Below are 22153 nucleotides of genomic sequence, written 5' to 3'. Positions count from 1 at the left end.
GTGGGCGGGTGCGGTTCGGGGTGCTCGGTCCGCTGCTGGCCGAGGACGCGACCGGGCCGGTGGACCTCAAGGGGCCGCGCCACCGGGCGGTGCTGGCCCGGCTGCTGATCGCCCGCGGCCGCGTCGTGCCCGCCGAGACGCTGATCAACGACCTGTGGGCCGTCCCGCCGGAGCGCGCGGCAGGCGCGGTGCAGACTTTCGTCGGCGCGTTGCGCCGGTCTCTCGAGCCAAACCGTCTGCCGCGTACGCCGCCGCGCCTGCTCGTCACCGAGGGTTCCGGGTACGCCCTGCGCCTGCCTCCCGACGCCGTGGACGCATGGCGCTTCGAGGAGCACGTCCGCTCGGGTGCCGCCCTCGACCAGGCGCTGGATCTGTGGCGCGGTCCCGCCTACGCCGAGGTGGCCGACCAGCCGTGGGCACGCGCCGAGATCGACCGCCTGGACGAGCTCCACCTCCTGGCCGTCCAGCTCCGCGCCGAGGCGATGCTCGGCCAGGGCCGCGCCGCCGAAGCCGTTCCCGACCTCGAAGCCCTGGTCAAGCAGCATCCGCTCCGGGAGGAGGCCCGCCGCCTGCTGGCACTGGCCCTCTACCGGAGCGGCCGGCAGGGCGACGCCTTGGCCGTCCTCCGCGAGGCCCGCGAGTTGCTGGCGGACGAGCTGGGCGTCGACCCCGGTCCCGCGCTGCGCCAGCTGGAGACGGACGTCCTGCGTCACGCTCCCGCGCTGACATCCCCGCAGGCCGGCCGTCACCCGATCGGCCCGTCCTCGACCGGGCGTTCCTTGGCCGGGCGTTCCTCGGCCGGTCGTTCCTTGATCGGGCGGGATGACGCTCTGGCAGCCCTCGAGGCCGCGGTGGTCACCCGCAACCATCTCGGGCTGGCGCTGGTCAGCGGCGAGCCCGGCATCGGCAAGACGGCCCTGGTGGCGGAGTTCGCCCGGAACCACCGGACACTCTGGTACCGCAACCCGTCGGATTTCGGCGTCCCCAGCCCCACCGGCGACCCCGCGACCGCCCAGGCCCGCTGGCGCCGCGCCGTGGCCGATCACCTGGCCGGCCTGGCCCGCCTGGAGCCGCTGGTCATCGTCGCCGAAGACCTGCACGCCGCCGACCCCGGAACCCTCGCGCTGATCGAGCACCTCACCGACCCGCCGCTGGCCGCCCCGATCCTGCTCGTAGCCACCCACCGCTCGACCGACCCGCCACACGCCCTGCTCAGCCGCCTGGCGAAGGCCGACCCCCTGCGCCTCACCCTGAGCGGTCTGTCCCGGCCCGAAACCCATGCTCTGGTACGCGCGACGCTCGGCCGCGACGTGGACGAGCTCACCGCCGAGGCGATCCAGGAGCGTTCCGGAGGCAACCCCTTCTACGTGCGCGAACTCGCCCGCCTCGTCGACACCGTCCCACCCGCCGTCCCTGATGTTCCACCCACCGTCCCGGCTGTTCCGGCCGGTGCCGTGCCGGGTGTTCCGGGCGGTGCGACGCCGGGTGTTCCGGGCGGTGCCGTGCCGGGTGTTCCGGGCGGTGTCGTGCCGGGTGTTCCGGGCGGTGTCGTGCCGGGTGTTCCGGGCGGTGTCGTGCCGGGTGTTCCGGGCGGTGTCGTGCCGGGTGTTCCGGGCGGTGTCGTGCCCGGGATTCCGGCCGGTGTCGCCGGCGTCCCGCACGGGGTCCGCGACGTGGTGCGCCACCGCCTGGCCCAGCTGCCCGCCCGCACCCACGACGTGGTCCGTCGCGCCGCGATCCTCGGCCCCGAGTTCGACCTGGCTCTCCTCCCTGGCGAGGGGCTCCGTGCCGGCGGCGAGGTGTTCGACGCGATCGAGTCGGCTGTCGAGCGCGGGTTCGTCGAGGAGATCGAGGCCGGGCGGTTCCGTTTCGCGCACGCGCTCGTGCGGGACGCCGTCTACGAGGGCCTGTCGCGAACCCGCCGGGCGGCCTGGCACGCCGAGGCGGCCGCGGCGGTCCGAAGGCTCCGGCCAGACGACGTGGAAGCACTCGCCCATCACCTGGACCTCGCCGCAAGCCCCGATCCCACGGCCGCGGGTTCCGATGCGGTCGCCGCGAGGGTCGCTGCCGCGGATGCCGCTCGGGTGGCGGCTGAGCAGGCCGAACGTCGCTTCGAGCCGCATCGGGCCGTGCGGTGGTGGCGGACCGCGCTGCGGCACGGGGGCGGTGCTTCCGCCCGTACCCGAGCGGAGTTGATCATGGGGTTGGCCCGGTCTCTCGCGGTCACCGGCGAGCTCGGCGAAGCCCGCCGGCTGCGCGGGGCGGCGATCGAGCTGGCGGCGGGCGACGCGGCGCTGACCACCCGGGTGATCTGCGCGTTCGACGTGCCGGCGAGCTGGGCCGCGAGCGACGATCCCGCGCTGGCCCGCCAGATCGCCGCCGCGGCCGCCGAAGCCCTGCGCTCGCCACACCTCGACATGGAACGCTCGCCCGGTGTGGACGAGGTGCGGTCGCCGGAGTCGGACGAGGAGCCCTCGCCGAGGCGTGGCGAGGGCTGGTCGTCAGGCACGGACGAGGAACGTCCGTCGGGGTCGGGCGGCGAGCGGTCGCCGGGGTCGGGCGGGGAGCGGTCGCCGGGGTCGAATGGGGAGCGGTCGCGTCGCGTTCGGGAGGATCGGTGCCGGTTGCTGGCCACCATCGCGATGGAGCTGCGCAACCAGGGCGGGGCGGCGGCGCGCGAGGCGGCGGACGAGGCGGTGCGGCTGGCGCGCGGGCTCGGTGATCCGGCGCTGCTCGCCTATGCGCTGAACGGGCTCTTCCTGCAGACCTTCCACCGGGCGGGGCTGGCTTCCACGCGGGCGCAGATCGGTGGTGAGCTGCTGGAACTGGCCGAGCGGCACGGGCTGGTCAGCTATCGCGTGCTCGGTCACCTGCTGCTGATCCAGACCCAGGCTGCCCTGGACGACTTCGCGGGAGCGGACCGTCACGCGGAGGCCGCCGACCGGCTCGCCGAGGAGTTCCGGATCCCGCTCGTCGGCGTGTTCACGGCCGGATACCGGGCGCTTCGTGCAGGTAAGCAGAGCATTCGTGCAGGTAAGCAGAGCATTCGTGCAGGTAAGCAGAGCAAAGGGGGACACGCCGAGATGCCGGGCGTGGACCTTCGTCTCGATCGGCCCGCCACCGCCGACGCCATGCTGGAGGCGCGGCTGTGCTTCCAGGCGCGGGCGGCGATCGCCGGTGGCGACCGGGCCGCGATGGCACGGCTGGCCGACCTGCTGGCGCCGGCGGCGGGGGAGCGGGCGGCGGGCAGCGCCCTCGTCGATCAGGGCCCGGTCGCCGACGTCCTGCGCGCCCTGGCGAACTGAGGCGGCGCCCGGCTTCGACCGGACCAGACGAGCCTTTCGGCGCTCGTCGAATGGCATCGATGGGCGGCGCCGCCGCCCGGTCCAATGAATGCCATGCATACCCACGTGGTCGAGGTCGTGAAGCTCGTCGCCGCGTTCTTCGGCGGCTGAGGAAGGACCGAGGAGAGAAGGAGGTCGTGATGGAGAGTCACCTGGTCCAGATGGCGAAGCTCGTCGCCGCGCTGCTCGGCGGCTGAGGGAGCGGGGCCTGCGGCGGGGACGTCCGCCGCAGGCCTCAGGGTGATCGCGGGGATCTTCGCGGCGACCACTCTGGTCGTCCGCCCGGTCATGTCCTGGGTGGAACGCGCGCCGGGGAACCCTGGCGTCCATCAAACCTAATGGAAACGGTTATCATCACCGGGCCAACTAGCAAAGGGGTCCGGAGATGGCGCATGTGTTGCTGGTGGAGAGCTGGGTCGGCGCGATGGGCCGGCTGCTCCCGAGGGCCGTTCTCGAGGCGGGGCACGGGTTCTCGTTCCTGACCCGGGATCCGCACCACTACCTGCGGGACGCGCCGGCCGGTGGCGGCCACCCGCTGCTCGCCGCGCGCAACCTGCTGACCGCCGAGACCAACGACGTCCCGGCGCTGCTCGAGCACGTGACCCGGCTGCACGGCGCGATCCCGTTCGACGGGGTGCTCACGTCGTGCGACTACTACCTCGAGACGGTCGCGCTGCTGGCGGCCCGGCTGGGCCTGCCGGGTGGAGACCCCGATGCGGTGCGTACGGCGTACCGGAAGGATCTGTCCCGCCAGGCGATGGACCGGGCCGGCGTGCCGCAGCCCGCGTTCGCCCTGGCCGAGGGCTGGACCGAGGTGTCCCGCGCGGCCGACCGGCTCGGGTTCCCGCTGGTGCTCAAGCCGGTCGACCTGTGCGCCGGCATGTACGTCCGCCGGGTGACCGACCAGGCCGAGCTGCGCGGGGCGTTCGACGCGGTGGCCGGCTTCCCGGTGAACGCGCGGCGGCAGCCCCGGGTGCCCGCGGTGCTGCTGGAGGAACTGCTGACCGGCCCGGAGGTCAGCGTCGAGACGGTCACCGTGGACGGGGTGACGACGGTGATCGGGGTGACCGACAAGTCGCTGGGCGGCGCGACCGGTTTCGTGGAGACCGGCCACATGTTCCCGGCCGACCTGGACGGCGCGGCCGCGGAGAAGACGGCGGTGGCCGCCCTGGAGGCGGTCGGCTTCGACCAGGGCGTGGCGCACACCGAGCTGCGGCTGACCGACGACGGGCCGAAGGTCGTGGAGGTGAATCCGCGCCCGGCGGGCAACCAGATCACCGAGCTGGTCCGCCGCGTCACCGGGATCGACCTGCCCATGGTGTACGCGCAGCTGGCCCTCGGCGAGACCCCCGACCTGTCCCGGGCGGACACCGGCGTGGGCAGCGCCGCCGTCGCGTTCGTGCTGCCGCCGAGGGCGGGCACCGTCGAGTCGATCCGGCGATGGCCCGACGACGACCGGATCGTGGACTGGTCGCTGTGCGGGCCCGGCCACCGCGCGGGCGACGCGAGCAGCAACAACGACTACCTGGGCTACGTGATGGTGGTCGACGAGAAGCCCGGCGCGGCCCGAGCCACCGCCGGCACGCTGGCCGCCGAGGCAGAGGTCCGGTACGCCGCATGACGACCATGGACGTGCTCCTCGCCGAGGCGCTGACCGATCCCGAGGAACACCAGGTGAGCGTCGCCTTCGTCACGCGGCAGGGCGCGCGGCACACCGGACGGGGCCGCGGCTACCGCAACCACGTGCTCAGCCTCCGGGTCGGCGCCGCGGTCGGCTCGTGCGCGGTGGAACCGGGCGAGTTCGGCGACGACCTCGCGTACGACTGTGTGGGCGTACCCGTGAAGGAGCTCTTGGCGCACCCGGCACAGCCGGTCCGCGTTGCCGCGCTGGACGCGTACCTGATGAACGCGCGACCGCACGCCGAGGCCGCGGACGCCGCGGTGACCGTGCCCGGCGGCTCCTCGCTCGCGAAGTCCCGCCGGCGCGCGGCCGCGGTGATCGACCTGCTCCCGGAGCCCGGCGGCCGCACGGTCCTGGTCGTCGGCGTGGTGAACTCGCTGCTCGAACGCCTCCGCGAGCGCGGCTGGCGCTACCTGCCCTGCGACTACGCGGGTGGCGAGACCGAGTGGGGCGAGCCGCACCTGCCCGACGCGACCGCGCTGATCGACCGCTGCGACGCGATCCTCGCCTCCGGCATGACCCTCGGTAACGGCACGTTCGAACCGCTGCGTGAGCATGCCGCCGCCACCGGCAAACCGTTCGTGACGTTCGCGCAGACCGGCAGCGCCATCCTGCCCCGGTTCCGCGGCGCCGGCCTGTCCGCGGTGTCCGCCGAGCCCTACCCGTTCTTCTGGCTGGACGGCGGACCGACCACGATCTTCCGGTACGGGGTGCCGGCGTGACCGCCCCGCAGCTGCTGAACCTCGTCGGCAACACGCCTGTCGTGTTCGTCGACGCGCCGCTGCCATATCCGCACCCCGGCTTCTGGGCCAAGGTCGAGTGCGCCGCGCCGGGAGGCATGAAGGCACGCGCGGCGGTGGCCATGCTGACCGGCGCGCGGGCCCGGCGTGAGCTGCGCCCCGGCGCTCCCGTCGTCGAGTCGACCAGTGGCACGCTCGGCGTCGGGCTGGCCTTCGCGGGGCAGGCACTCGGGCACCCGGTGGTGCTGGTCGTGGACCGTGAGCTGGAACCGTCGATGCGGGGGCTGCTGCGGGCGTACGGCGCGCGGCTGGAGATCGTCGACCGGCCGCATCCGACCGGCGGCTGGCAGCAGGCGCGGCGGGACCGGCTGGCCGAGGTGCTCGCCGCGCTGCCGGGCGGGTACTGGCCGGACCAGTACCACAACCCGGACAACCTGACCGGGTACGCGGGACTCGCCGACGAGGTGGCCGCCCAGCTCGACGAGGCGGATGTGCTGGTGTGCAGCGTCGGCACCGGCGGGCACAGCGGCGGGCTGGCCCGGGCGCTGCGCCGGCACTGGCCGCGGCTGCGGCTGGTCGGGGTGGACACGGTCGGGTCGACGATCTTCGGGCAACCGGCGCGCCCCCGGCTGATGCGCGGCCTGGGCAGCAGCGTCTACCCGTCGAACGTCGACTACGACGCGTTCGACGAGGTGCACTGGGTCGGGCCGGCCGAGGCGGTGGAGAGCTGCCGGCGGCTGGCGCGGTCCGCGTTCGTCACCGGCGGGTGGAGCACCGGCGCGGTGGCCCGGGTGTCGGCGTGGATCGCGCGGACCCGGCCCGGCGCGCGGGTGGTCACGGTCTTCCCGGACGGTCCGCACCGATACCTGGACACGATCTTCGACGACGACTGGTGCGCGGAACGCGGGCTGCTCGGCTCCGGGCGCGGGCATCCGGTGGAGATCCCGCATCCGCGCGCGGTCGAGGTGACCCGGTGGAGCCGCTGCACGACCGTGGTCGCGCCGGTGCCCGCATGAAGGTGTCCTGGGTGTCCTACCGGCTGCGATTGCGGACGCCGCTGCGGATCTCCCGGTCGACGATGGCCGGGCGGGACGCCATGCGGGTCACCGTGACGGATGACGATGGGATGACCGGGCACGGCGAAGTCGTCTCCAGCGTCTACCTCGGGATGGAAGCCGGTGTCCGGGCCGCGTACGACGCCGCCCTGCACGACCTGCGCGGCAAGCGGGCCGGGGTGCCCGTTCATCGGCTCCTCGGCCTGCCGGACCCGACGCCGGTCGCCACCGCGTACACCATCGGTCTGGTCGATCCCGCTCTTGTCGACGTGCCGCCGGGTTTCGGTGTGCTGAAGGTCAAGGCGGGCGACGAGTACGACCCGGAGCGGATCGCCGCGGTGCGTCGAGCGGCGCCCGAGGCCCGGCTGCTGATCGACCCCAACGGCGGCTGGACCCCGGCGCGGACCCTGCGGCTGCTCGACGAGCTCGCGTGGTGCCGGATCGAGATGGTGGAACAGCCGATCCCGCCCGGCACACCCGCCCGCCTCGCCTGGATCAGCGAGCGCACCGACGTGCCGATCGTCGCCGACGAGGACGCCGCCACCGAGGCCGACGTCGACCGGCTCGCCGGCGCGGTGGCCGGGATCAACATCAAGCTCGCCAAGTGCGGCGGGATCGCGCCCGCGCTGCGCCTCGCCACGAAGGCCCGCGCCGCCGGGATGGAGATCATGCTCGGCTGCCTGGTGGCGAGCACGCTCGGCATCGCGCCGGCCGTGCACCTGGCCGGGCTGGCGCGCTGGGTCGACCTGGACGGGCACCTGCTGCTGGCCGGCGACCCGTACACCGGCATCGGCGGCCACGACGGATTCCTGCGGCTCACCGGCTCGCCCGGGCTCGGTGTCGACCTCGAGAAAGTGAGTGTTCCATGACCGATTACGAACTGCGGATCGCCGGACCGGACGACGTGGACGGCGCCCGCAGCGTCATGCTCGACACGTTCTACCGGGTGTTCGACTGCGGCTACCGGCCGGACTGGCACGCCGACGTGATCGACCTCGAAGGCACCTACCTGCGGCAGCCGCACCACGCGCTCTTCGTCGCCGTCACGGGTGGCGAGGTGGTGGCCACCACGGCCGTGCGGGCCGCCGCCCCGAACCACCCGCCGCACCCGCGCTGGCTGGTCGACCGCTATCCGGCGGCCACGACGGCCCAGCTCTTCCGGGTGTACGTCCGCCCCGAGCACCGCCGCCGGGGCCTGGCCCGCGCCCTGGTCCGGCGGGCCGTCGAGTTCGCCTCGGCGCAGCCGGTCTACCGCGACATCTACCTGCACACCGACACCCGGGTGCCGGGCGCCGAGGCGTTCTGGCGGAGCATGGCCGACCTCGTGCACGACCCGCGGGACGGCGGCGCCGACTGCTCGCGGACCGTGCACTTCGAGATCCCGCTGGTCGCCGCGCTGACGCCGGCCCAGGTGTTGGCGCCGGCCTAGGTGCCGGCCTTGTCCTTCCGGCGAGCGGCGTCGATCTTGGCGCCCTCGCCGGAACGCAGGTCGAAGTGCATCAGGTCCTTCGTGTCGTCGTAGGTGCCGCCCCATTTCAGCCCGGCGCCGTCCAGGGCCATCACGACCGACTCCGGGAAGTTCATGAAGCCCTTCTCGGGCGACGTGTGGTTCCGGAAATCCTTGCTCTTCGTGATGGCCTTGTGGTCCTTCTCGATCTGCTTCACCCAGCCCGCCTCGTCGGCCGGCTCGCCCTTGGCCGGGGTGTGCGCCGCGATCGCGTCCTTCAGGGCCTGCACATTCTTCGGATCCTTGAAGGACAGGTACGTCGCCAGGGCCTGCGAGGCGCCGGCCATCTTGTCGTACGCCTCCTTCGCGCCGCCGAGGTACGTCTTGGTGTCCACCGGCGCGTTGTTGACCAGGCTGCTCGCCCGCACGATCACGCTCGTCGCCGTCCGGCCGTTGAGTCCCAGGTACGGGTTGCCGGCGTAGTTCAGGTCCACCGCCAGGCCGAACGTGTGCATGCTGATGCTGTCGCCGCCCACCGCCAGCTTGGGAACGCGCATGTCGGCGGCCCTCGGGCTCATGCCCAGCTTCTGGCCCAGGGCGACCGCGTCCAGCTTCTCCGGGTTGGTCTTGGCATCGGCCACCAGGGTGGCCTCGGCCCGCTGCAGGGCGGCGGCCAGATGCTTGTGTACGCGCACGTTGACGTTGAGGAACGTGCCCTTCTGGACGTCGCCGTACCACCCGTCGACGGTGTGTCCGGCCGCCTTGAGGACCTCCTCGACGTCGGTCTGCTTGAGAGCTCTCGACGCGGCGAAGACCTTCTTCTGCAGCACCCGCAGCTCGGCCAGTTCCTTGACGTCGGCCTCGGGCATCACGGTCTTCGCCTTCGGCTTGGCGGCCGCCTTCTCGGCCTTGGCCAGCTCGGTGAGCCGCGCCTGCTTGCTCTTCAGGTCGGCGATGTCGGCGGCGCGCTGCTCGGGCGTGTGCGCGGCCAGGTCGTCCCGCTGCGCCTGGGTCAGCTCGTAGTCCGCGGTGGCGCCACTGGCTCTCCACCCCTTCGCCGTCACTTTGGCCGCCGTCACCTTGGCCGCCGTTGCCGGAGCCACGGCCGGTGCGGGTGCGGGTGCCTGTGTCGCCGCGGCCGGTGCGGGCGCCTTGGCCGCCGCGGCCGGTGCCCGCGCCGGCGGAGCGGGTGTCTGCGCCGGTGCCGCGGGTTGCGGTGCTGCGGGGGCCGGCTTCGGCGCGGGCGTCCTCGCCTTCTTGACGTCCCGTTCGATGGCCTGTTTCCGGTCGCTGGTCGGATCGGACGAGGCGCGCAACGCGTCGGCCATCGCGCCGTCCTCCGGCTTGCCCGCCGTGCCCTTGCTGATCACGAACTCGTGAGTGACCTTGGTGCCGGTCACCGCCACGAACCGGAACAGGTCAGCAACGGTCACCGCGGAAGATTCCCCGTTCCCGTACGGCTCGGGAATCTGGTCGATCAGCGCGCCGATCTCCCGGTTCGCCTGCCGGTAGGCGCCGTCGTAGCTCCCGCCCGGCGCGAAATACGCCCGCAGTTTCGGGGTGGCGTCGATCGCCGCCTGCGCGTCGGCCGGCCGCCCCGCCGCCAGCGCGGCCCGGATCTCCTTGTCGAGCCGCCGCACATGCGACTTGGCCCACGAGGCGACCGCCGGGGTCCGGCTGATCTCCTTGCCGGTGTCCTTGTCCTTCTTGACGATGTCCAGCATCGCCTCGGCGTCGAACATCACCACCATGTCCGCCGGGATCGGCGCCGCCGTGCCCGGCTTCGCGGCCGGAAGCTTGGCGCGGTCGCTGGTCTTGGCCTGGCCGTCGTCCTGGATGTGGGTCCGCAGCTTGTACCCGCCGCCGCTGTGCGCGGTATGGATCAGCGAGTACTTCGTCACGCCCGCGAGCTCCGGCACCTTGCTGAACACGTCCGCGATGTAGTCGTAGGTCGGCACGTCACCGAAGTCGGACTTGCCGCGACCCTGCACGAGGATCGTGACGACCGCCGGCCCCGGCGTCGTGGCCGCCGCCCGCTCCTTGTCGACGGCGCCGACCTGCTGCTCCCAGTGCTCCTGGTCGTAGTCGCGGGTGGTGCCCTCGGCCTTCTTGCTCGAGCCCCCGCCGCCGCTCGCCACCGCGTAGCCGGCGTAGGGGTCGCCGCTGCGGAAGCCGAAGCCGTGGAAGTGCAGGATCACCTGGACCGGTCCCGCGCCCAGCTTGCGGTCGGGGACGATCACGACCGCCGAGTGCTCGGGATGCTGGTCGCTGGTCTTCTCCTGCTCGAAGCTCTCCTTGTCGCCGTACTTGGACTGGTAGCCGCCCTTCAGCCCGTACTTGAGGCCGCGCACCACCCGCCGGATGACGCCCTCTTTGGCGAGAGTGACCTTGTCCTGCGTGAAGTCCGGCCGCTTGCCGTCGCCGGCCTTACCGTCGCCGGCCTTGCTGTCGGCGGGCTTGTTGTCGCCGGCCTTGTTGTCGGCGGGCTGGCGCTGGAGTGCTCCGCTGACCGCCGCGTTACCGGCCTCGCGCTGGAGCCGCAGCAACTCAGCCGCCCCACGCGGGGGCATGGCCTGTCGCGCCTTCGGGGCGGTCGTCCGACCGGCGTCCCAAGGGCGGTGTTGTAACGGTGGGACCTTCACTCGTCCCATCCTTCCGGCGAGATCTGCCCGGGAAACTGTCCCCACGGGCACCCCTTCGTGCAGCCCGGCCTGCACGAAGGGATATCAGGAAGCCGACGTATCCGGGGAACCACCCACCTCTCGCGAAAGACGCGTTCACGGCCGTGAGCCGTGATCGGGTCGCGGTGTGCCACGTGCGGGTGGTGCTTGCGCTTGGGGACACCGTCGCGCGTACCCATAACGGGGTTGGTCTTGAATGAGCGCGTTAGCCTGTGGGGATGATTGCCGTGCTGGCTCGGATCGCTGCGGCGGCCGCGGGTGCTCTGGCGGGCGCCGCGGTGGCCAAGGAACTGGACAAGCCCAACGACGAGCGCAACTGGCACGGTGAGATCGCCGGCGTGCCCTACGACCTGCGGACGCCCACCGTCGACAAGCTGCGCCGCGCCGTCTGGGATCCGGACAACCCGAACGTGGTCGGTCCGCCGCCGTTCGGTGTCGGCTGGAGTGTCAACCTGGCCCGGCTCGCCGCGATGGTGCAGCCGCCGACGGTGGCGCCGGCGCCGACAGGTCCGCGTGAGCTGCCGGCCGCGGGCAGACCCGCGCTGCCCGCGGCCCATGAGCACCCGGAGCCTTCCGACGGACAGCCGCCCCTCAGCTAGGCGCGGTGCCACTTCTGGTTGGCGAAGCCGTTGCAGGTCCAGATCTGCAGCGGCGCGCCGTTGGCGGAGTTCCAGCCGCCGATGTCGACGCACTTGTCGGACTGGGGATTGACCAGGTCGCCGGCGGCCGTCAGCACCCATTTCTGCGCACCGCTGTTGTTGCAGGTGTAGATCTGCACGGCTGTCATGTCGGCGTTGGAGCCGCCGTCCACGTCGACGCACTTGCCGCCGATCCGGACCGAGCCGTCCGACGCGAACGTGAAGCGTTGCATGGGACCGTTCCAGCAGTCCCAGACGATCAGCCGGACCCGGTCGGAGTAATCGCCGTTGGGCACGTCGATGCATTTGCCGTGCCAGTTGCTGACGATCATCGTGGTGGGCTCGGCGGGCGGGGGAGTGCTGCCGCCGTCGTTGCTGTGGAACGTGACCGTGAAGCCGGTGCACTCCTTGCAGTTGTACATGACCTGGTTGCCGGGCTCGGTGTCGTGCCTCGACCAGCTGTACGCCCGCGGGCACGCCGCCTTGATCGCCTGGCTGTAGTCGGTGACCGCGTCCCGGTTGGGGTTGGTGCAGAGCATCGGGCGGCCCTGGGAGTCCCTGGTCAGATAGGCGGGCGGGCACGCGTCCAGCATCGGCTTGGCGCATCCGGCCGTGGCGCAGTACTGCGACCCGGGCTGCGGCGGTGGCGCCCCGGTCGGCGTGATCGAGATCGGTAGCGACACCGCGTTCACGTAGCTGACGTTGTACCAGGGCGCGCCCCACGGATCGTCCGGGTCGAAGTTGAACTCGGCCAGGCTGGCCGGCTGCTCCCCGGTGGTGCAGTGGTCCTCGGCGGTGCCGCAGTCGCCGACCGCGCAGTGGAACGTGCTGCCCGGCGTACCCGTGCATCCGGTCCTGGCGAAGAACTTGCCGCGCCAGTGCCAGGGGTCGGCGTTCTCCGGGATGGTGATGGTCCCGGACTGGCCGGGGTTGAGGATCGGCAGGTGGGCGAAGTTCTTCGACCCGTCGGCGTTGACGGTGCTGCCGACCCAGACCTTCTCGTTGCTGGCGTTGACGAAGGTGACGGTGTGTTCCGGCGCGAGGTTGAAGCCCATCACTGAGGCGGCGCCGAAGACGATTGCTGCGATCAGTCCGACACGCATGGTCACAGGATATCCACGAACGTCGATATGTGAACTTCTTCTTGACATTGATCCGAACGCAGCATGCAATATATTGCATGTCCCTGGATGCGTTCGAGCGCTACCCGCTGCTCTTCGGCCCGAGTCCCGTCCACCCGCTGGAAAGGCTCAGCGCCCACCTCGGCGGCCCCCGCATCTGGGCGAAACGCGAGGACTGCAACAGCGGCCTGGCCTACGGCGGCAACAAGACCCGCAAGCTGGAGTACCTGCTGCCCGACGCGCTCGCCCAGGGCGCCGACACGCTGGTCAGCATCGGTGGCGTGCAGTCCAACCACACCCGGCAGGTCGCGGCGGTCGCGGCCCGGGCCGGGCTCAAGGCGGTGCTCGTCCAGGAGAGCTGGGTGGACTGGCCCGACCCGGTCAACGACAAGGTCGGCAACATCCTGCTTTCAAGGATCATGGGAGCTGAGGTACGCCTGGCGAGCGACGGCTTCGGCATCGGCTTCAAGGACAGCTGGCGGCAGGCGCTCGACGACGTGACGGCGGCCGGCGGTGTCCCGTACGCCATCCCGGCCGGCGCCTCGGACCACCGGCTGGGTGGTCTCGGCTTCGCCAACTGGGCGTACGAGGTCGAGCAGCAGGAACGTGAGCTGGGCATCTTCTTCGACACGATCGTGGTCTGCAGTGTCACCGGCAGCACCCACGCGGGCATGATCGCCGGGTTCGCCGGCCAGGACCGTCCCCGCCGCGTGATCGGCATCGACGCCTCCGCGAAGCTGACCGAGACCACCGACCAGGTGGCGCGCATCGCCCGCAACACGGCCGCGCTGATCGGCCTCGACCGCGACCTGCGCGACGACGAGATCACCGTGCTGCCCGGCTGGGCGGGCGACCGCTACGGCATCCCGGTCGAATCCACGATCGACGCCATCCGGCTGACGGGCCGGCTCGAGGGCATGATCATCGACCCGGTCTACGAGGGAAAGTCGATGGCCGGCCTGATCGACCTGGTCCGGCAGGGTGACATTCCCAAGACTTCCACCATCCTGTACGCCCACCTGGGCGGCCAGCCCGCCCTCAACGCCTACTCGGGCGTCTTCTCCTGACCCGCCCGGGAACCATCCGGCGCCGCGCGGCGACTATGGTCTCGGGGGTGTCGATGGGGGATCGCGCGGGATATGTGCGCCGCTGCCGGGTTGCCCGGCATCGGCCTGTCCGCTCCCGTGCGCGCGTGATCATCCGCCACACGCCGGACGGGGCGATCCTCGCCGTGCGGCGCCGCGAGCCCGTCCCGGCCGCGCGCACCCGGCTGTCGCCGTTCCTGCTGGTTCTGATCGCCCTGCTGGTCGCCGTCGGCAGCGTCGCCGCGCTGCGTACCGGCGTGGGTCGTGACGTGCCCAGGCCGGCTGGTGACTGTCCCGTCCGCACCTCGGTCGTCACCTCCGCCAAGGGGCACACGCTGCGCCTTCGCGCCGAGCCACCACGCGGCGGAACGACCCTCGTGCACCTCTGCGTCGACCCGTCCACCGGCCCGATCCGGTACTGGACGATCACCGCCTTCCCCGGCGCCGCCAAGATCTCCGCCGTGCAGCCGGTCGGCGAGCGCCTCGCCCTGGCCGTCCTGCCCGTGCCGCCGGAGCGCTCGATCGAGCTCACCGTCGACCTCATCACCACCGCGGGAGCCTGGCTCCGCTTCAACTGCGGCCTGGTTCCACCCTCCTGAACAGCTCTTTCAACGTAACGGTTGACACGTGCGAAGCTCTGGCGTTACTTTCAACCAGTGAGTTGAAAGGAGGGTGTCGGTGGACGAGTTGTCCCGCGTCTTCGCGGCCCTGGCCGATCCGACCAGGCGCGACATGGTGACCCGGCTGGCGACCGGCGACGCGACCGCCAACCAGCTCGCCGAGCCTTACCGGATGTCGCTCCAGGCGGTCTACAAGCACCTGAAGGTGCTCGAGGACGCCGGGGTGGTGAGCCGGCCGCCGGGGCCCCAGCCCCGGCCGGTGCGGCTGGAGGCGGAGGTCTTCGACCTGATGGACAAGTGGATCGAGCGCTACCGGCGCCGGGCGGAGGAACGATACCGCCGGCTGGACACGGTCCTGGCGCAGATGAACGAGACCCAGGAGGGGAGCGCGGCATGAGCACCATCACCGAGACCACGATCGAGGCCGACCCGCGGGTGCCGATCATCCGGATGAGCCGCGAGTTCGCGGGCACTCCCGAGCAGCTGTTCCGGGCACACACCGATCCCGAGCTGTTCGCGCGGTGGATCGGCCCGAGCTCCCTGTCGACGCGCATCGAGCAGTGGGACGCGCGCTCCGGCGGCAGCTGGCGGTTCGTGTCCACCCGCGAGGGGGAGGAGTTCGCGTTCCGCGGCTGCTTCCACGAGATCCGGGCGGACCGCATCGTGCAGACGTTCACCTTCGAGGGCGACCCCGACGGGGTGGCGCTGGAGACCCTGTGGTTCGAGGACCTCGGCAACGGCCGCACCCGGCTGCGCACGCAGTCCCTCGTGGACAGCTTCGAGAGCCGGGACTCGTGGCTCAGGAGCGGCATGGAGGCCGGGGTCAACGAGGGCTACGCGAAGCTGGAGAGGATGCTCACCGATGGCACTGTCTGACCGGCCCGCCGCGCGGCACCAGGAGATCGGCCAGGCCTTCACGGACCGGGTCCGGGGCACCCGATCGTGGGACGTGCCCGCACCGGTCGCCGGGTGGACCGCCCGGGACGTGGTCCGCCACCTGACCGAGTGGTTCCCCCCGTTCCTCGCCGGCGGCAGCGGCATCCGGCTGCCGGCCGGCCCGAGCGTCGACGACGACCCGGCCGGCGCGTGGCAGACCCAGGTCGACGCCGTGCAGGCGCTGCTCGACGACCCGGCGACCGCCGGCCTGGTCCTGACCAACCGGCACGTCGGCGACGTGCCGCTGGACCGCGCGATCGACCAGTTCTACACGACCGACGTGTTCATGCACACCTGGGACCTCGCCCGCGCCACCGGCCAGGACGACCGGCTCGACCCCGGCTTCTGCGCCGCCCTGCTGGCCGGGATGGAGCCGATCGACGAGGTCCTGCGGTCGTCCGGGCAGTACGGCGCCCGGGTGCCCGTCAAGGAGGACGCCGACGCCCAGACCAGGCTGCTCGGCTTCATCGGCCGCGACCCGGACTGGACACCTCACTGATCGGGCCGGGCCCTCGGCAGACCGGCGATGATCGTGAGGCCGTGCCGCCCCAGAGCACCATCGCCCACCGGTCGCCACCGAAATCCGAGCCGTCTGGCCGAACGCCGTCGGCGTGGCCGGGGGCTAACTTGGCGGAATGCGAGAGATCATCAGCACGCCCGATGCGCCCAGCTCACCGTTGTACAGCCAGGCGATGAAAGTCGGCGGCCTGGTCTACGTCTCGGGCCTGGTCGGCGTCGACGTGAGCACGGGCGGCTTGGCCGGACCGACGATCCAGGAACAGACACGACAGGCGCTCGCCAACTGCAACGCCGTTCTCCGGGCGGCGGGCGCGACGTGGGAGGACATTGTCGAGGTCGGCGTGCTCCTGACCAACCCGGCCGACTTCGCCGGCATGAACGAGGAGTACGCGACCTGGTTCCCCAGCACGCCGCCGACGCGTTACGTCGCCAAGCTCGGCGTCGAACTGCCCGGCGTTCTCGTGTCGATCCGCATGACCGCATTCGTTGATTGACGCGATCGCTGCCCGGCACTTCGACAGACCTGTGTGGCCCGGATCGTGAGCCTTCGGCTGCCGGTCCGGCCTGGCTCGGGACATGGAAATTGATTGCAGAGATGGCGAGATGGTTCCTAGTTTGAGCGCATGGCGCTGAACGCCGTCCTGCGCGATCCGATCCGTCACAACGTCTGGGCGACCAAAAGCCTGATCGGCTTCTGCCGCGGTCAGAACCTCACCGCCGAACAGCTCGAGGCCACCAGCGTCGGCGCTTACGGCAACATCTTGGCCACTCTGGCCCACATAGTCCGTTGCGACGGAAGCTACCTGCGGCGGATAGTCGACAGCCCGCTTGACTTCGTGGACAGCCAGGAGTCTCCCGATCTCCACGCGCTGGAACGCTGGAACGCTGAGGCTGGAGCGCTTTGGGAGCAACTGCTTGCGAAGCCGATCGACGTCGAACGTGTGATCGTGGTCGACAACGGCATCCGGGAGACCCGGGTCGGCATCTTCCTCGCCCAGGCGATCAACCACGCCAACCACCACCGCGAGCAGGTCTGCGCGATCCTCACCGGCCTCGGCATCGAACCGCCGGACATCCAGGCGTGGGAGTACGCCTGGGCAACCGGCCGTGTCTGGAACCGAAATTGACCATTACGCCAGCTCCGTGAACAGGCACAATCAAGCGACTTGTCGTCTCCGCCGAATCCAGCGGAGAAGCCATAAGCTGCGCAGTTCCGCGACTTGATCGACTGCACTGTTCTCGGCAGGACAGGATGCTCGGGCGGCCACAACTCGCATCTGCCTCCGGCCTGGCCGTTCCTACTGTGGGTGGTCGCTACCGGCGGCCGGTCCGCACTGCTTGACGTGCCTTACATCCGGGCTTTCAGCACGTCGAACTCGCGGCCGGGCGCGGCGGGGTCGAAGCCGTGCTCGATCAGCCAACGGCTGAACAGCAGGCCCCGCACCGACCACCAGCCACGGATCACGTCGAGATCGACGCCGGCCCCGTAACCGGCGATGACCTCACCAAGGTGCTCCTCATGCCCGAAGGTCAAGCTGGCCAGGTCGAAATGGGCGTCGCCCGACGACGCCTCGGACCAGTCGAGCACGCCGGTGACGTCGTCACCGTTGACGAACACGTGGCTGATCTGCAGATCGCCATGGATGAACACCGGCTTCCACGGCCGCAGCGCGGCCTGAGCGACCTCGCGGTTGCGGGTCACCAAGTCGGCAGGGAGCACGCCGTTGGCGACGAGCCACTCACATTCGCCGTCGAGTTCCACCGTGAGCATCTCCAGGCTGCGGCCGGGCCAAGGCGGCAGCGGCGCGGCGTGCAGCACCCGGGCGGCGGCACCCGCTGCGGCCCATGCCGCCGGAGACGCTGTCGAGGGCTCGCCGAGCCGGCCGAGAGCCGCGCCGGGCAGGGCGCCGAGAGCGAGCACCGGATGCTCGCGCCAGAGCACCTGCGGAGTCGGGATCGGCGCCCGGGCCATCGCTTCGACCTCGAGGTCCAGACGTTCCTGATAAGCGTCGACCTTGAGAAATACGTCGCCGACCCTCAGGGTTGCACGCGCGGAATGGGCGACAACGACCTCGACCTCGTCCATGCCGGCCATCATCGCGGCCACGAGCCCCACCGTCACAGGATTTGCCAGGTTGCCGCCCTGGACCTGATGGAGTTCCCACCTCTGGGCCCGACAGCGACAGGTAACTGAGCTAACACGCACTGACAGCGGCAGATCGGTGCGTTGGCGGACCGGAGGGGATTTGAACCCCGGTGGGGGCATGGCACGCCAGTGGCCCCCACACGCTGTCGAGCCGGCCGCGCGTGCCGGTCATTCGGCTCTGAGCGTTGCGATAACCCGGCTCTGCCACCGGTCCAGGGAGCAGTATGACGAGATCAGGCGGGCCGAGCACTCCGCTTTGACCGAGAGGCCGCTCGTTGTCTGCGGCAGATCCGTGCGCGTGACCTTGCTGGTCCGTTCTGGTGGTGCAAGCCCGCGGCGACCCGTGGAGGTTACTGTGCGACGCCGGCGAGCAGCCAGCGCGTGACGGGAATCTCCAGCAGCACCCGCGGACCCTCGTGTTCGTTCGAAAGAGTGATGTCCCAGTCGTACTTGATCCTGAATCGTTCGATGACGTCCGGCGAGAAATCACACGGGCGAAGCGTTACCCGGCCTTCCGCCACAACGGGCGCGCTTCCACCCTCCAGCGCTACGGACACCCGCGGGTCAAGAAGCACGTTACGTATTTTCCGGTTCTTCTCGGCGCTGCAGATCCACAAGGTCGAATCGTGGAACACGAACCACACCGGGGTCTGGTGAGGGCTTCCGTCCCGCCTCAGCGTGCACAACCATGCAAGCGGTTCCCGGTCCAGTCGTTCGAGAACACTCTGATCAAGTCGGCTGGACATGGTGTACATCCTCGCACCGACGTCCTGAGCGGCGGCTGGTGGTGATCAACCGGGCCGAGGGCCGGGCACTGGACAACCATCACGGGCTGACACCGCTCCTGAACACTGATGAGAGCCACCGGAACCTGCCCGAGATCGGCCATCCGCTCATCGGCAGGAGAGGGCAGTCGGCGGCGGCGGTACGGTCAAGCACTTGGCGGCGCCGGCCCGCCCGTAGTCAGCGAGCCGAACCGGTCGTTGGAGGCCTCGCAAGTCACGTGGGCGTCGCCGTGGACAGGTGTGACCGGTTCCGGTCAGCGGTCATCGATACAGGCCTGAAGATTCTACAAAGGATTCATGCGTACGTTTACGGTGATCGCCGGTTTTTGCGCCCTGCTCGCGGGATGCGACAGCGCTGCTCCTCCGAGTTCCTCCTCGTCACCGTTGCCCGCGGCGGCAGCTTCAGCGTCCGCGTCGCCGACACCTTCGCCGTCGCGGACACCGTCGCCTTCGCCGTCGGTCTCAGTGCCGGCGGTACCCAAAGACGGGAGCAACCTCAAGGCCTGCGCCGATGCCTCCTGCGAGGTGCTCGTCAAGGGCACCCACCGAGTGCCGATGGCGAAGAAGTTCGGGATTGTCGAGATTCTCCTGCGAACGTCGCCCTACCGGCTCGAATTCTACGTGGATCGAGTCGACGGGGACGACACCAGCGGCTGGGTTGGCGGCACCGGGAATGTCAGCCTGGCCGACGGCATCACGATCACCATCGTACGTAACGACCGCCGCGGGGCGTTGCTCAAATTCGAGCCCAGCGACTAGACGAGCCGACCGGACACGCGGGTAGGCGCACGGGGCCGGGGCCCGGCGCTCCGGGTCCTGAAACCACGCGATGCCGCCGCCGGCGCGCGGGGTGATGCCCCTCGCGTCATACTCGAGCCCGTCGTAGCGGACGATCTCGACGCCTGCTGCTGCGAGCTCGTCGACGGCTTGATCCAGGTCGTCGACGTACCACGTGGCCCGGTCGCCCGCGACTGTCCCGCCGTCGGCGACTGGTAGACATTCAGCGCCGCCTGACCGGCCGAGCCGTAGACACGGCCGCCGTCGACGATACTGGCAGTCGGGCCAGCCCGTAACGTTTGGAGCCGGCCCCCATCGCCTTCGTAGAACTCGACCGCCGTCGCGATGTCGGAGACGGCGATCGACGCTCTCAGCGGAATCGGCTCAAGGGCACGAGCCCATCGTTACCCCTACCGCTGGACGGTTACTCGGCCACCTCCACTCGAAACGGCGCGACGATCTCACAGCGGCTGATATCTCGCGCCTCCAGCGTTCCTTCACGGCCGGCGCAGTCGTCATCACCTGGATGGATCTTCGTGGTTCCGATCCCGAAGATCGTCCAGACATCATCCGGACCCGGCCGATCTGTTCCGCCGACGTAAGGTTGCTTTACCCCCCGCTGTGGCGCACGCTCGGCGGCATGAGAGTGCGTTGCCTTCGGGCGGGCGCCAATGATATTGATAGGCGTTGAACCACTATTCACGCGTTAATCGAAGGTCGATCTTATTCAAGGTATATTGGACGCAATCATCGCAGACTAGGTAATTCTTACCCGGATTGACGTAGTTGGGCATCTAAAGAATCTCGTTAGTTTTGTTCGCGGTGCGCTTCGCTGGAGACCGTGTTGGGCGGTCTTTCGATCGGTAGGTCAGTTGCTCGATAGTCTTCCGAGACGCCGGTCGCCCGAACGCCATCAACTGCGGGGTGGAGTGATGTACTTACTCCGACCCACTACGTCGCCCGAGATATCAGTTTGCCCGTCAAAGATTACGTTCGCAAACTTCGGGTTGCTCAAACCGGATATTAAGCGGGCTACCAACCTCGCCACTGGTGCCGCGTTCCACAGTAGGACGCCGGCCGAAGTTGCACCTAGGAATAGCCGCGCGACAACGGTGGGAAGCGTGGTAGCTGGGATCAAGAATGAAGCTGCGAGCAGCACGAAGGCTCGCAGGAATGGTTGAATATGCTCCACGTCTGAGCGGACCCGGGCCGTGTCTCGCGGTATAAACTCGACGTCTTCATCGCCGTTGCGACAGTGAACCGAGAATGGTGTGGATTGGGGCGATGCGTCAGCGACCAGAAAGCGGAATGACACACTCTCAGCCCGCTCCAGATGGCCGATGACGAACCTTGACTCATGTTGTGTTTCCCCTCGCTCAGGGAGCTGGCGGCAAGTTCGGGTTCCGGCGCGGGATCGGCAAACGCCTCTAGCACCCTGGCTGTCGAAGGGGAGAATGAAACGCGTATTCTTGAGTCTTTCATAACGCGGTTCCCGGCATTGTTAATCGTTAATACCAAGCTCATGAGATTCGATACAGGTGCATTCATATAGGAGATTTGAACTTTACTCTGCATGTCATCACTGACTCTCACGAGTTCACGCTCGTGGACTGCCGACCAGGTGAGCTGACGCCGGGGTTCCCTGCGCACGGCGTGTTGGTGTCAGGCCGGGCGCAGGGCCTTCGCGCCGAACAGTGCATGCAGGCCGTCCAGGCCGGTGACCTCGACGTCGAAGGCAGCGGCCCAGTCACGCCAGCGCTGGGCGGACAGCCGGAAAATGGCGGTATCGAGAACCGTGCCGTGCATGTTCATCCGGCGGTGGCCGTTCGGCTCGTAGCCGAACTTGGCGGTTACCCCGAGCGAGGCGGCGTTGCCCGGCTCGGCGCCGGTGTTCGCCCACAGTGCGCCGAGTTCCTCGAAGGCCAGGTGCAGGATGGCCGCTCGCATTGCGGTCCCGATCCCGGCGCCCCGCCGGTCCGGCCGCAGCACCGATCCGGTGGTCACCTCGCCCAGCACCGCGAAATGCTCGCCGATCAGCCGTTGCTGCCCGAGGACCCGGCCGTCTTCGAAGGCGAACAGGTCCAGCTTCCAGAACTCCGGGCTCCACTCCGACCGGGTCCGCCAGTGGTCCTGCATCACCCGGCGGGCCCGCTCGTCCGGGCTGTCGTCGGCCTTCGACTGGGCCGGCACGGACGCGTTGTACTCGCCGGCCACCGACCGCGCGAACTCCCCAAGCTCCCGCTCGTCGGGCAGCCGCAATTCCCACCGCCCGACGGCGATCCGCAGATCAGAGAGCGGCCACGGCGAACGAATCATCTCTTCCACCCCCGAAAAATACGGTGCCGATCGGCACCGCCGAACCCCGTTGCACTAACGCACCCAGCATGTTGCACCAGGTGATGCCCTTCTAGCCGCACTTCACAAGGTGGAACGTCGGCGGTCTAAGAGCTGCTAACCTCAGTCTTTCGCTTGGCCGTCGGCCCATAGCTATGATTCGATGAATGCGATTCGCGTGCTTTTAGCTGTTCTGTAGGCATGGTGAGGGCCCGGCGCTCGGCCGGGTTCCTCCGTGTTGCTG

General features: G+C 70.0%; 21 protein-coding genes and 1 tRNA gene. 15 read left to right on the top strand and 7 right to left on the bottom strand.

Annotated features, from left to right (window positions below; translation table 11 throughout):
* The first annotated feature begins 8 nt into the window (after positions 1 to 8).
* The 6 genes from QSK31_RS31075 (at position 9) to QSK31_RS31050 (ending at position 8249) form a co-directional block, all read left to right on the top strand.
* On the top strand, positions 9 to 3305 hold the full coding sequence (locus tag QSK31_RS31075) for an ATP-binding protein (RefSeq protein WP_285688095.1): 3297 nt from the start codon (positions 9 to 11) through the stop codon (positions 3303 to 3305).
* A gap of 424 nt (positions 3306 to 3729) precedes the next feature.
* On the top strand, positions 3730 to 4965 hold the full coding sequence (locus QSK31_RS31070; RefSeq protein ID WP_285688094.1) for an ATP-grasp domain-containing protein: 1236 nt from the start codon (positions 3730 to 3732) through the stop codon (positions 4963 to 4965).
* A complete protein-coding gene (locus QSK31_RS31065) occupies positions 4962 to 5747 on the top strand; it encodes a Rossmann-like domain-containing protein (RefSeq protein WP_285688093.1) in 786 nt (261 codons plus the stop codon). The genes QSK31_RS31070 and QSK31_RS31065 overlap by 4 nt, the downstream gene beginning before the upstream one ends.
* Complete coding sequence (locus tag QSK31_RS31060; protein ID WP_285688092.1) at positions 5744 to 6781, top strand: PLP-dependent cysteine synthase family protein; 1038 nt, start codon at positions 5744 to 5746, stop codon at positions 6779 to 6781. The genes QSK31_RS31065 and QSK31_RS31060 overlap by 4 nt, the downstream gene beginning before the upstream one ends.
* Positions 6778 to 7689, top strand: coding sequence for a dipeptide epimerase (locus QSK31_RS31055; RefSeq protein ID WP_285688091.1), 912 nt, complete (start codon positions 6778 to 6780; stop codon positions 7687 to 7689). Before QSK31_RS31060 ends, QSK31_RS31055 begins: the two co-directional genes overlap by 4 nt.
* A complete protein-coding gene (locus QSK31_RS31050; RefSeq protein ID WP_285688090.1) occupies positions 7686 to 8249 on the top strand; it encodes a GNAT family N-acetyltransferase in 564 nt (187 codons plus the stop codon). Before QSK31_RS31055 ends, QSK31_RS31050 begins: the two co-directional genes overlap by 4 nt.
* Here QSK31_RS31050 and QSK31_RS31045 read toward each other — a convergent pair.
* A complete protein-coding gene (locus QSK31_RS31045) occupies positions 8246 to 10837 on the bottom strand; it encodes a M15 family metallopeptidase domain-containing protein (RefSeq protein WP_285688089.1) in 2592 nt (863 codons plus the stop codon). The two genes, QSK31_RS31050 and QSK31_RS31045, sit on opposite strands and share 4 nt — an antisense overlap.
* A 329-nt stretch (positions 10838 to 11166) precedes the next feature.
* Here QSK31_RS31045 and QSK31_RS31040 point away from each other — a divergent pair, with 329 nt between their 5' ends.
* Positions 11167 to 11547, top strand: coding sequence for a hypothetical protein (locus tag QSK31_RS31040; protein WP_285688088.1), 381 nt, complete (start codon positions 11167 to 11169; stop codon positions 11545 to 11547).
* On the opposite strand, the gene QSK31_RS31035 is transcribed toward QSK31_RS31040, so the two are convergent.
* Positions 11544 to 12689, bottom strand: a complete 1146-nt coding sequence (locus tag QSK31_RS31035) for a thaumatin family protein (RefSeq protein WP_285688087.1) — start codon at positions 12687 to 12689, stop codon at positions 11544 to 11546. The two genes, QSK31_RS31040 and QSK31_RS31035, sit on opposite strands and share 4 nt — an antisense overlap.
* Before the next feature lie 77 nt (positions 12690 to 12766).
* On the opposite strand from QSK31_RS31035, the gene QSK31_RS31030 reads away from it, so the two are divergent.
* From QSK31_RS31030 to QSK31_RS31000, 7 genes are all read left to right on the top strand, one after another.
* Entirely contained in the window at positions 12767 to 13774 is a 1008-nt protein-coding gene (locus tag QSK31_RS31030; protein WP_285688086.1) for a 1-aminocyclopropane-1-carboxylate deaminase, read from the top strand.
* 125 nt (positions 13775 to 13899) lie between these two features.
* Entirely contained in the window at positions 13900 to 14391 is a 492-nt protein-coding gene (locus tag QSK31_RS31025) for a hypothetical protein (RefSeq protein ID WP_285688085.1), read from the top strand.
* A 73-nt stretch (positions 14392 to 14464) separates the two neighbouring features.
* Positions 14465 to 14809 (top strand): ArsR/SmtB family transcription factor, encoded by a 345-nt coding sequence (locus tag QSK31_RS31020; RefSeq protein ID WP_285688084.1) that lies wholly within the window; start codon positions 14465 to 14467, stop codon positions 14807 to 14809.
* Positions 14806 to 15288, top strand: coding sequence for an SRPBCC family protein (locus QSK31_RS31015; RefSeq protein WP_285688083.1), 483 nt, complete (start codon positions 14806 to 14808; stop codon positions 15286 to 15288). The genes QSK31_RS31020 and QSK31_RS31015 overlap by 4 nt, the downstream gene beginning before the upstream one ends.
* On the top strand, positions 15275 to 15847 hold the full coding sequence (locus QSK31_RS31010) for a TIGR03086 family metal-binding protein (protein ID WP_285688082.1): 573 nt from the start codon (positions 15275 to 15277) through the stop codon (positions 15845 to 15847). The genes QSK31_RS31015 and QSK31_RS31010 overlap by 14 nt, the downstream gene beginning before the upstream one ends.
* A 136-nt stretch (positions 15848 to 15983) precedes the next feature.
* On the top strand, positions 15984 to 16361 hold the full coding sequence (locus QSK31_RS31005; RefSeq protein ID WP_285688081.1) for a RidA family protein: 378 nt from the start codon (positions 15984 to 15986) through the stop codon (positions 16359 to 16361).
* 129 nt (positions 16362 to 16490) lie between these two features.
* The gene (locus QSK31_RS31000; RefSeq protein ID WP_285688080.1) at positions 16491 to 16994 is read left to right on the top strand and encodes a DinB family protein; all 504 of its coding nucleotides are present in this window, start codon (positions 16491 to 16493) and stop codon (positions 16992 to 16994) included.
* Between the two features lie 221 nt (positions 16995 to 17215).
* Here the strand turns inward: QSK31_RS31000 and QSK31_RS30995 are convergent, their stop codons facing one another.
* The 4 genes from QSK31_RS30995 to QSK31_RS30980 form a co-directional block, all read right to left on the bottom strand.
* Entirely contained in the window at positions 17216 to 17965 is a 750-nt protein-coding gene (locus tag QSK31_RS30995) for a phosphotransferase family protein (RefSeq protein ID WP_285688272.1), read from the bottom strand.
* A gap of 130 nt (positions 17966 to 18095) precedes the next feature.
* Positions 18096 to 18227, bottom strand: a tRNA-OTHER gene (locus tag QSK31_RS30990).
* Between the two features lie 136 nt (positions 18228 to 18363).
* Entirely contained in the window at positions 18364 to 18759 is a 396-nt protein-coding gene (locus QSK31_RS30985) for a pyridoxamine 5'-phosphate oxidase family protein (protein WP_285688079.1), read from the bottom strand.
* Positions 18760 to 19082: 323 nt separating this feature from the next.
* A complete protein-coding gene (locus QSK31_RS30980; protein WP_285688078.1) occupies positions 19083 to 19334 on the bottom strand; it encodes a hypothetical protein in 252 nt (83 codons plus the stop codon).
* A 19-nt stretch (positions 19335 to 19353) separates the two neighbouring features.
* On the opposite strand from QSK31_RS30980, the gene QSK31_RS30975 reads away from it, so the two are divergent.
* Positions 19354 to 19557 carry a hypothetical protein gene (locus QSK31_RS30975; protein WP_285688077.1) on the top strand — a complete coding sequence of 68 codons (204 nt, stop codon included), beginning with the start codon at positions 19354 to 19356 and terminating at the stop codon, positions 19555 to 19557.
* Between the two features lie 1680 nt (positions 19558 to 21237).
* Here QSK31_RS30975 and QSK31_RS30970 read toward each other — a convergent pair.
* Positions 21238 to 21891: a GNAT family N-acetyltransferase gene (locus QSK31_RS30970; protein ID WP_285688076.1), complete on the bottom strand. Its 654-nt coding sequence runs from the start codon at positions 21889 to 21891 to the stop codon at positions 21238 to 21240.
* Between the last annotated feature and the right edge of the window lie 262 nt (positions 21892 to 22153).

The organism is Actinoplanes sp. NBRC 103695 (assembly GCF_030269485.1).
Lineage (GTDB): Bacteria > Actinomycetota > Actinomycetes > Mycobacteriales > Micromonosporaceae > Actinoplanes.
The sequence above is the reverse complement of the archived record's forward strand: the minus strand, read 5'-3'. Positions and strand labels throughout refer to the sequence as shown.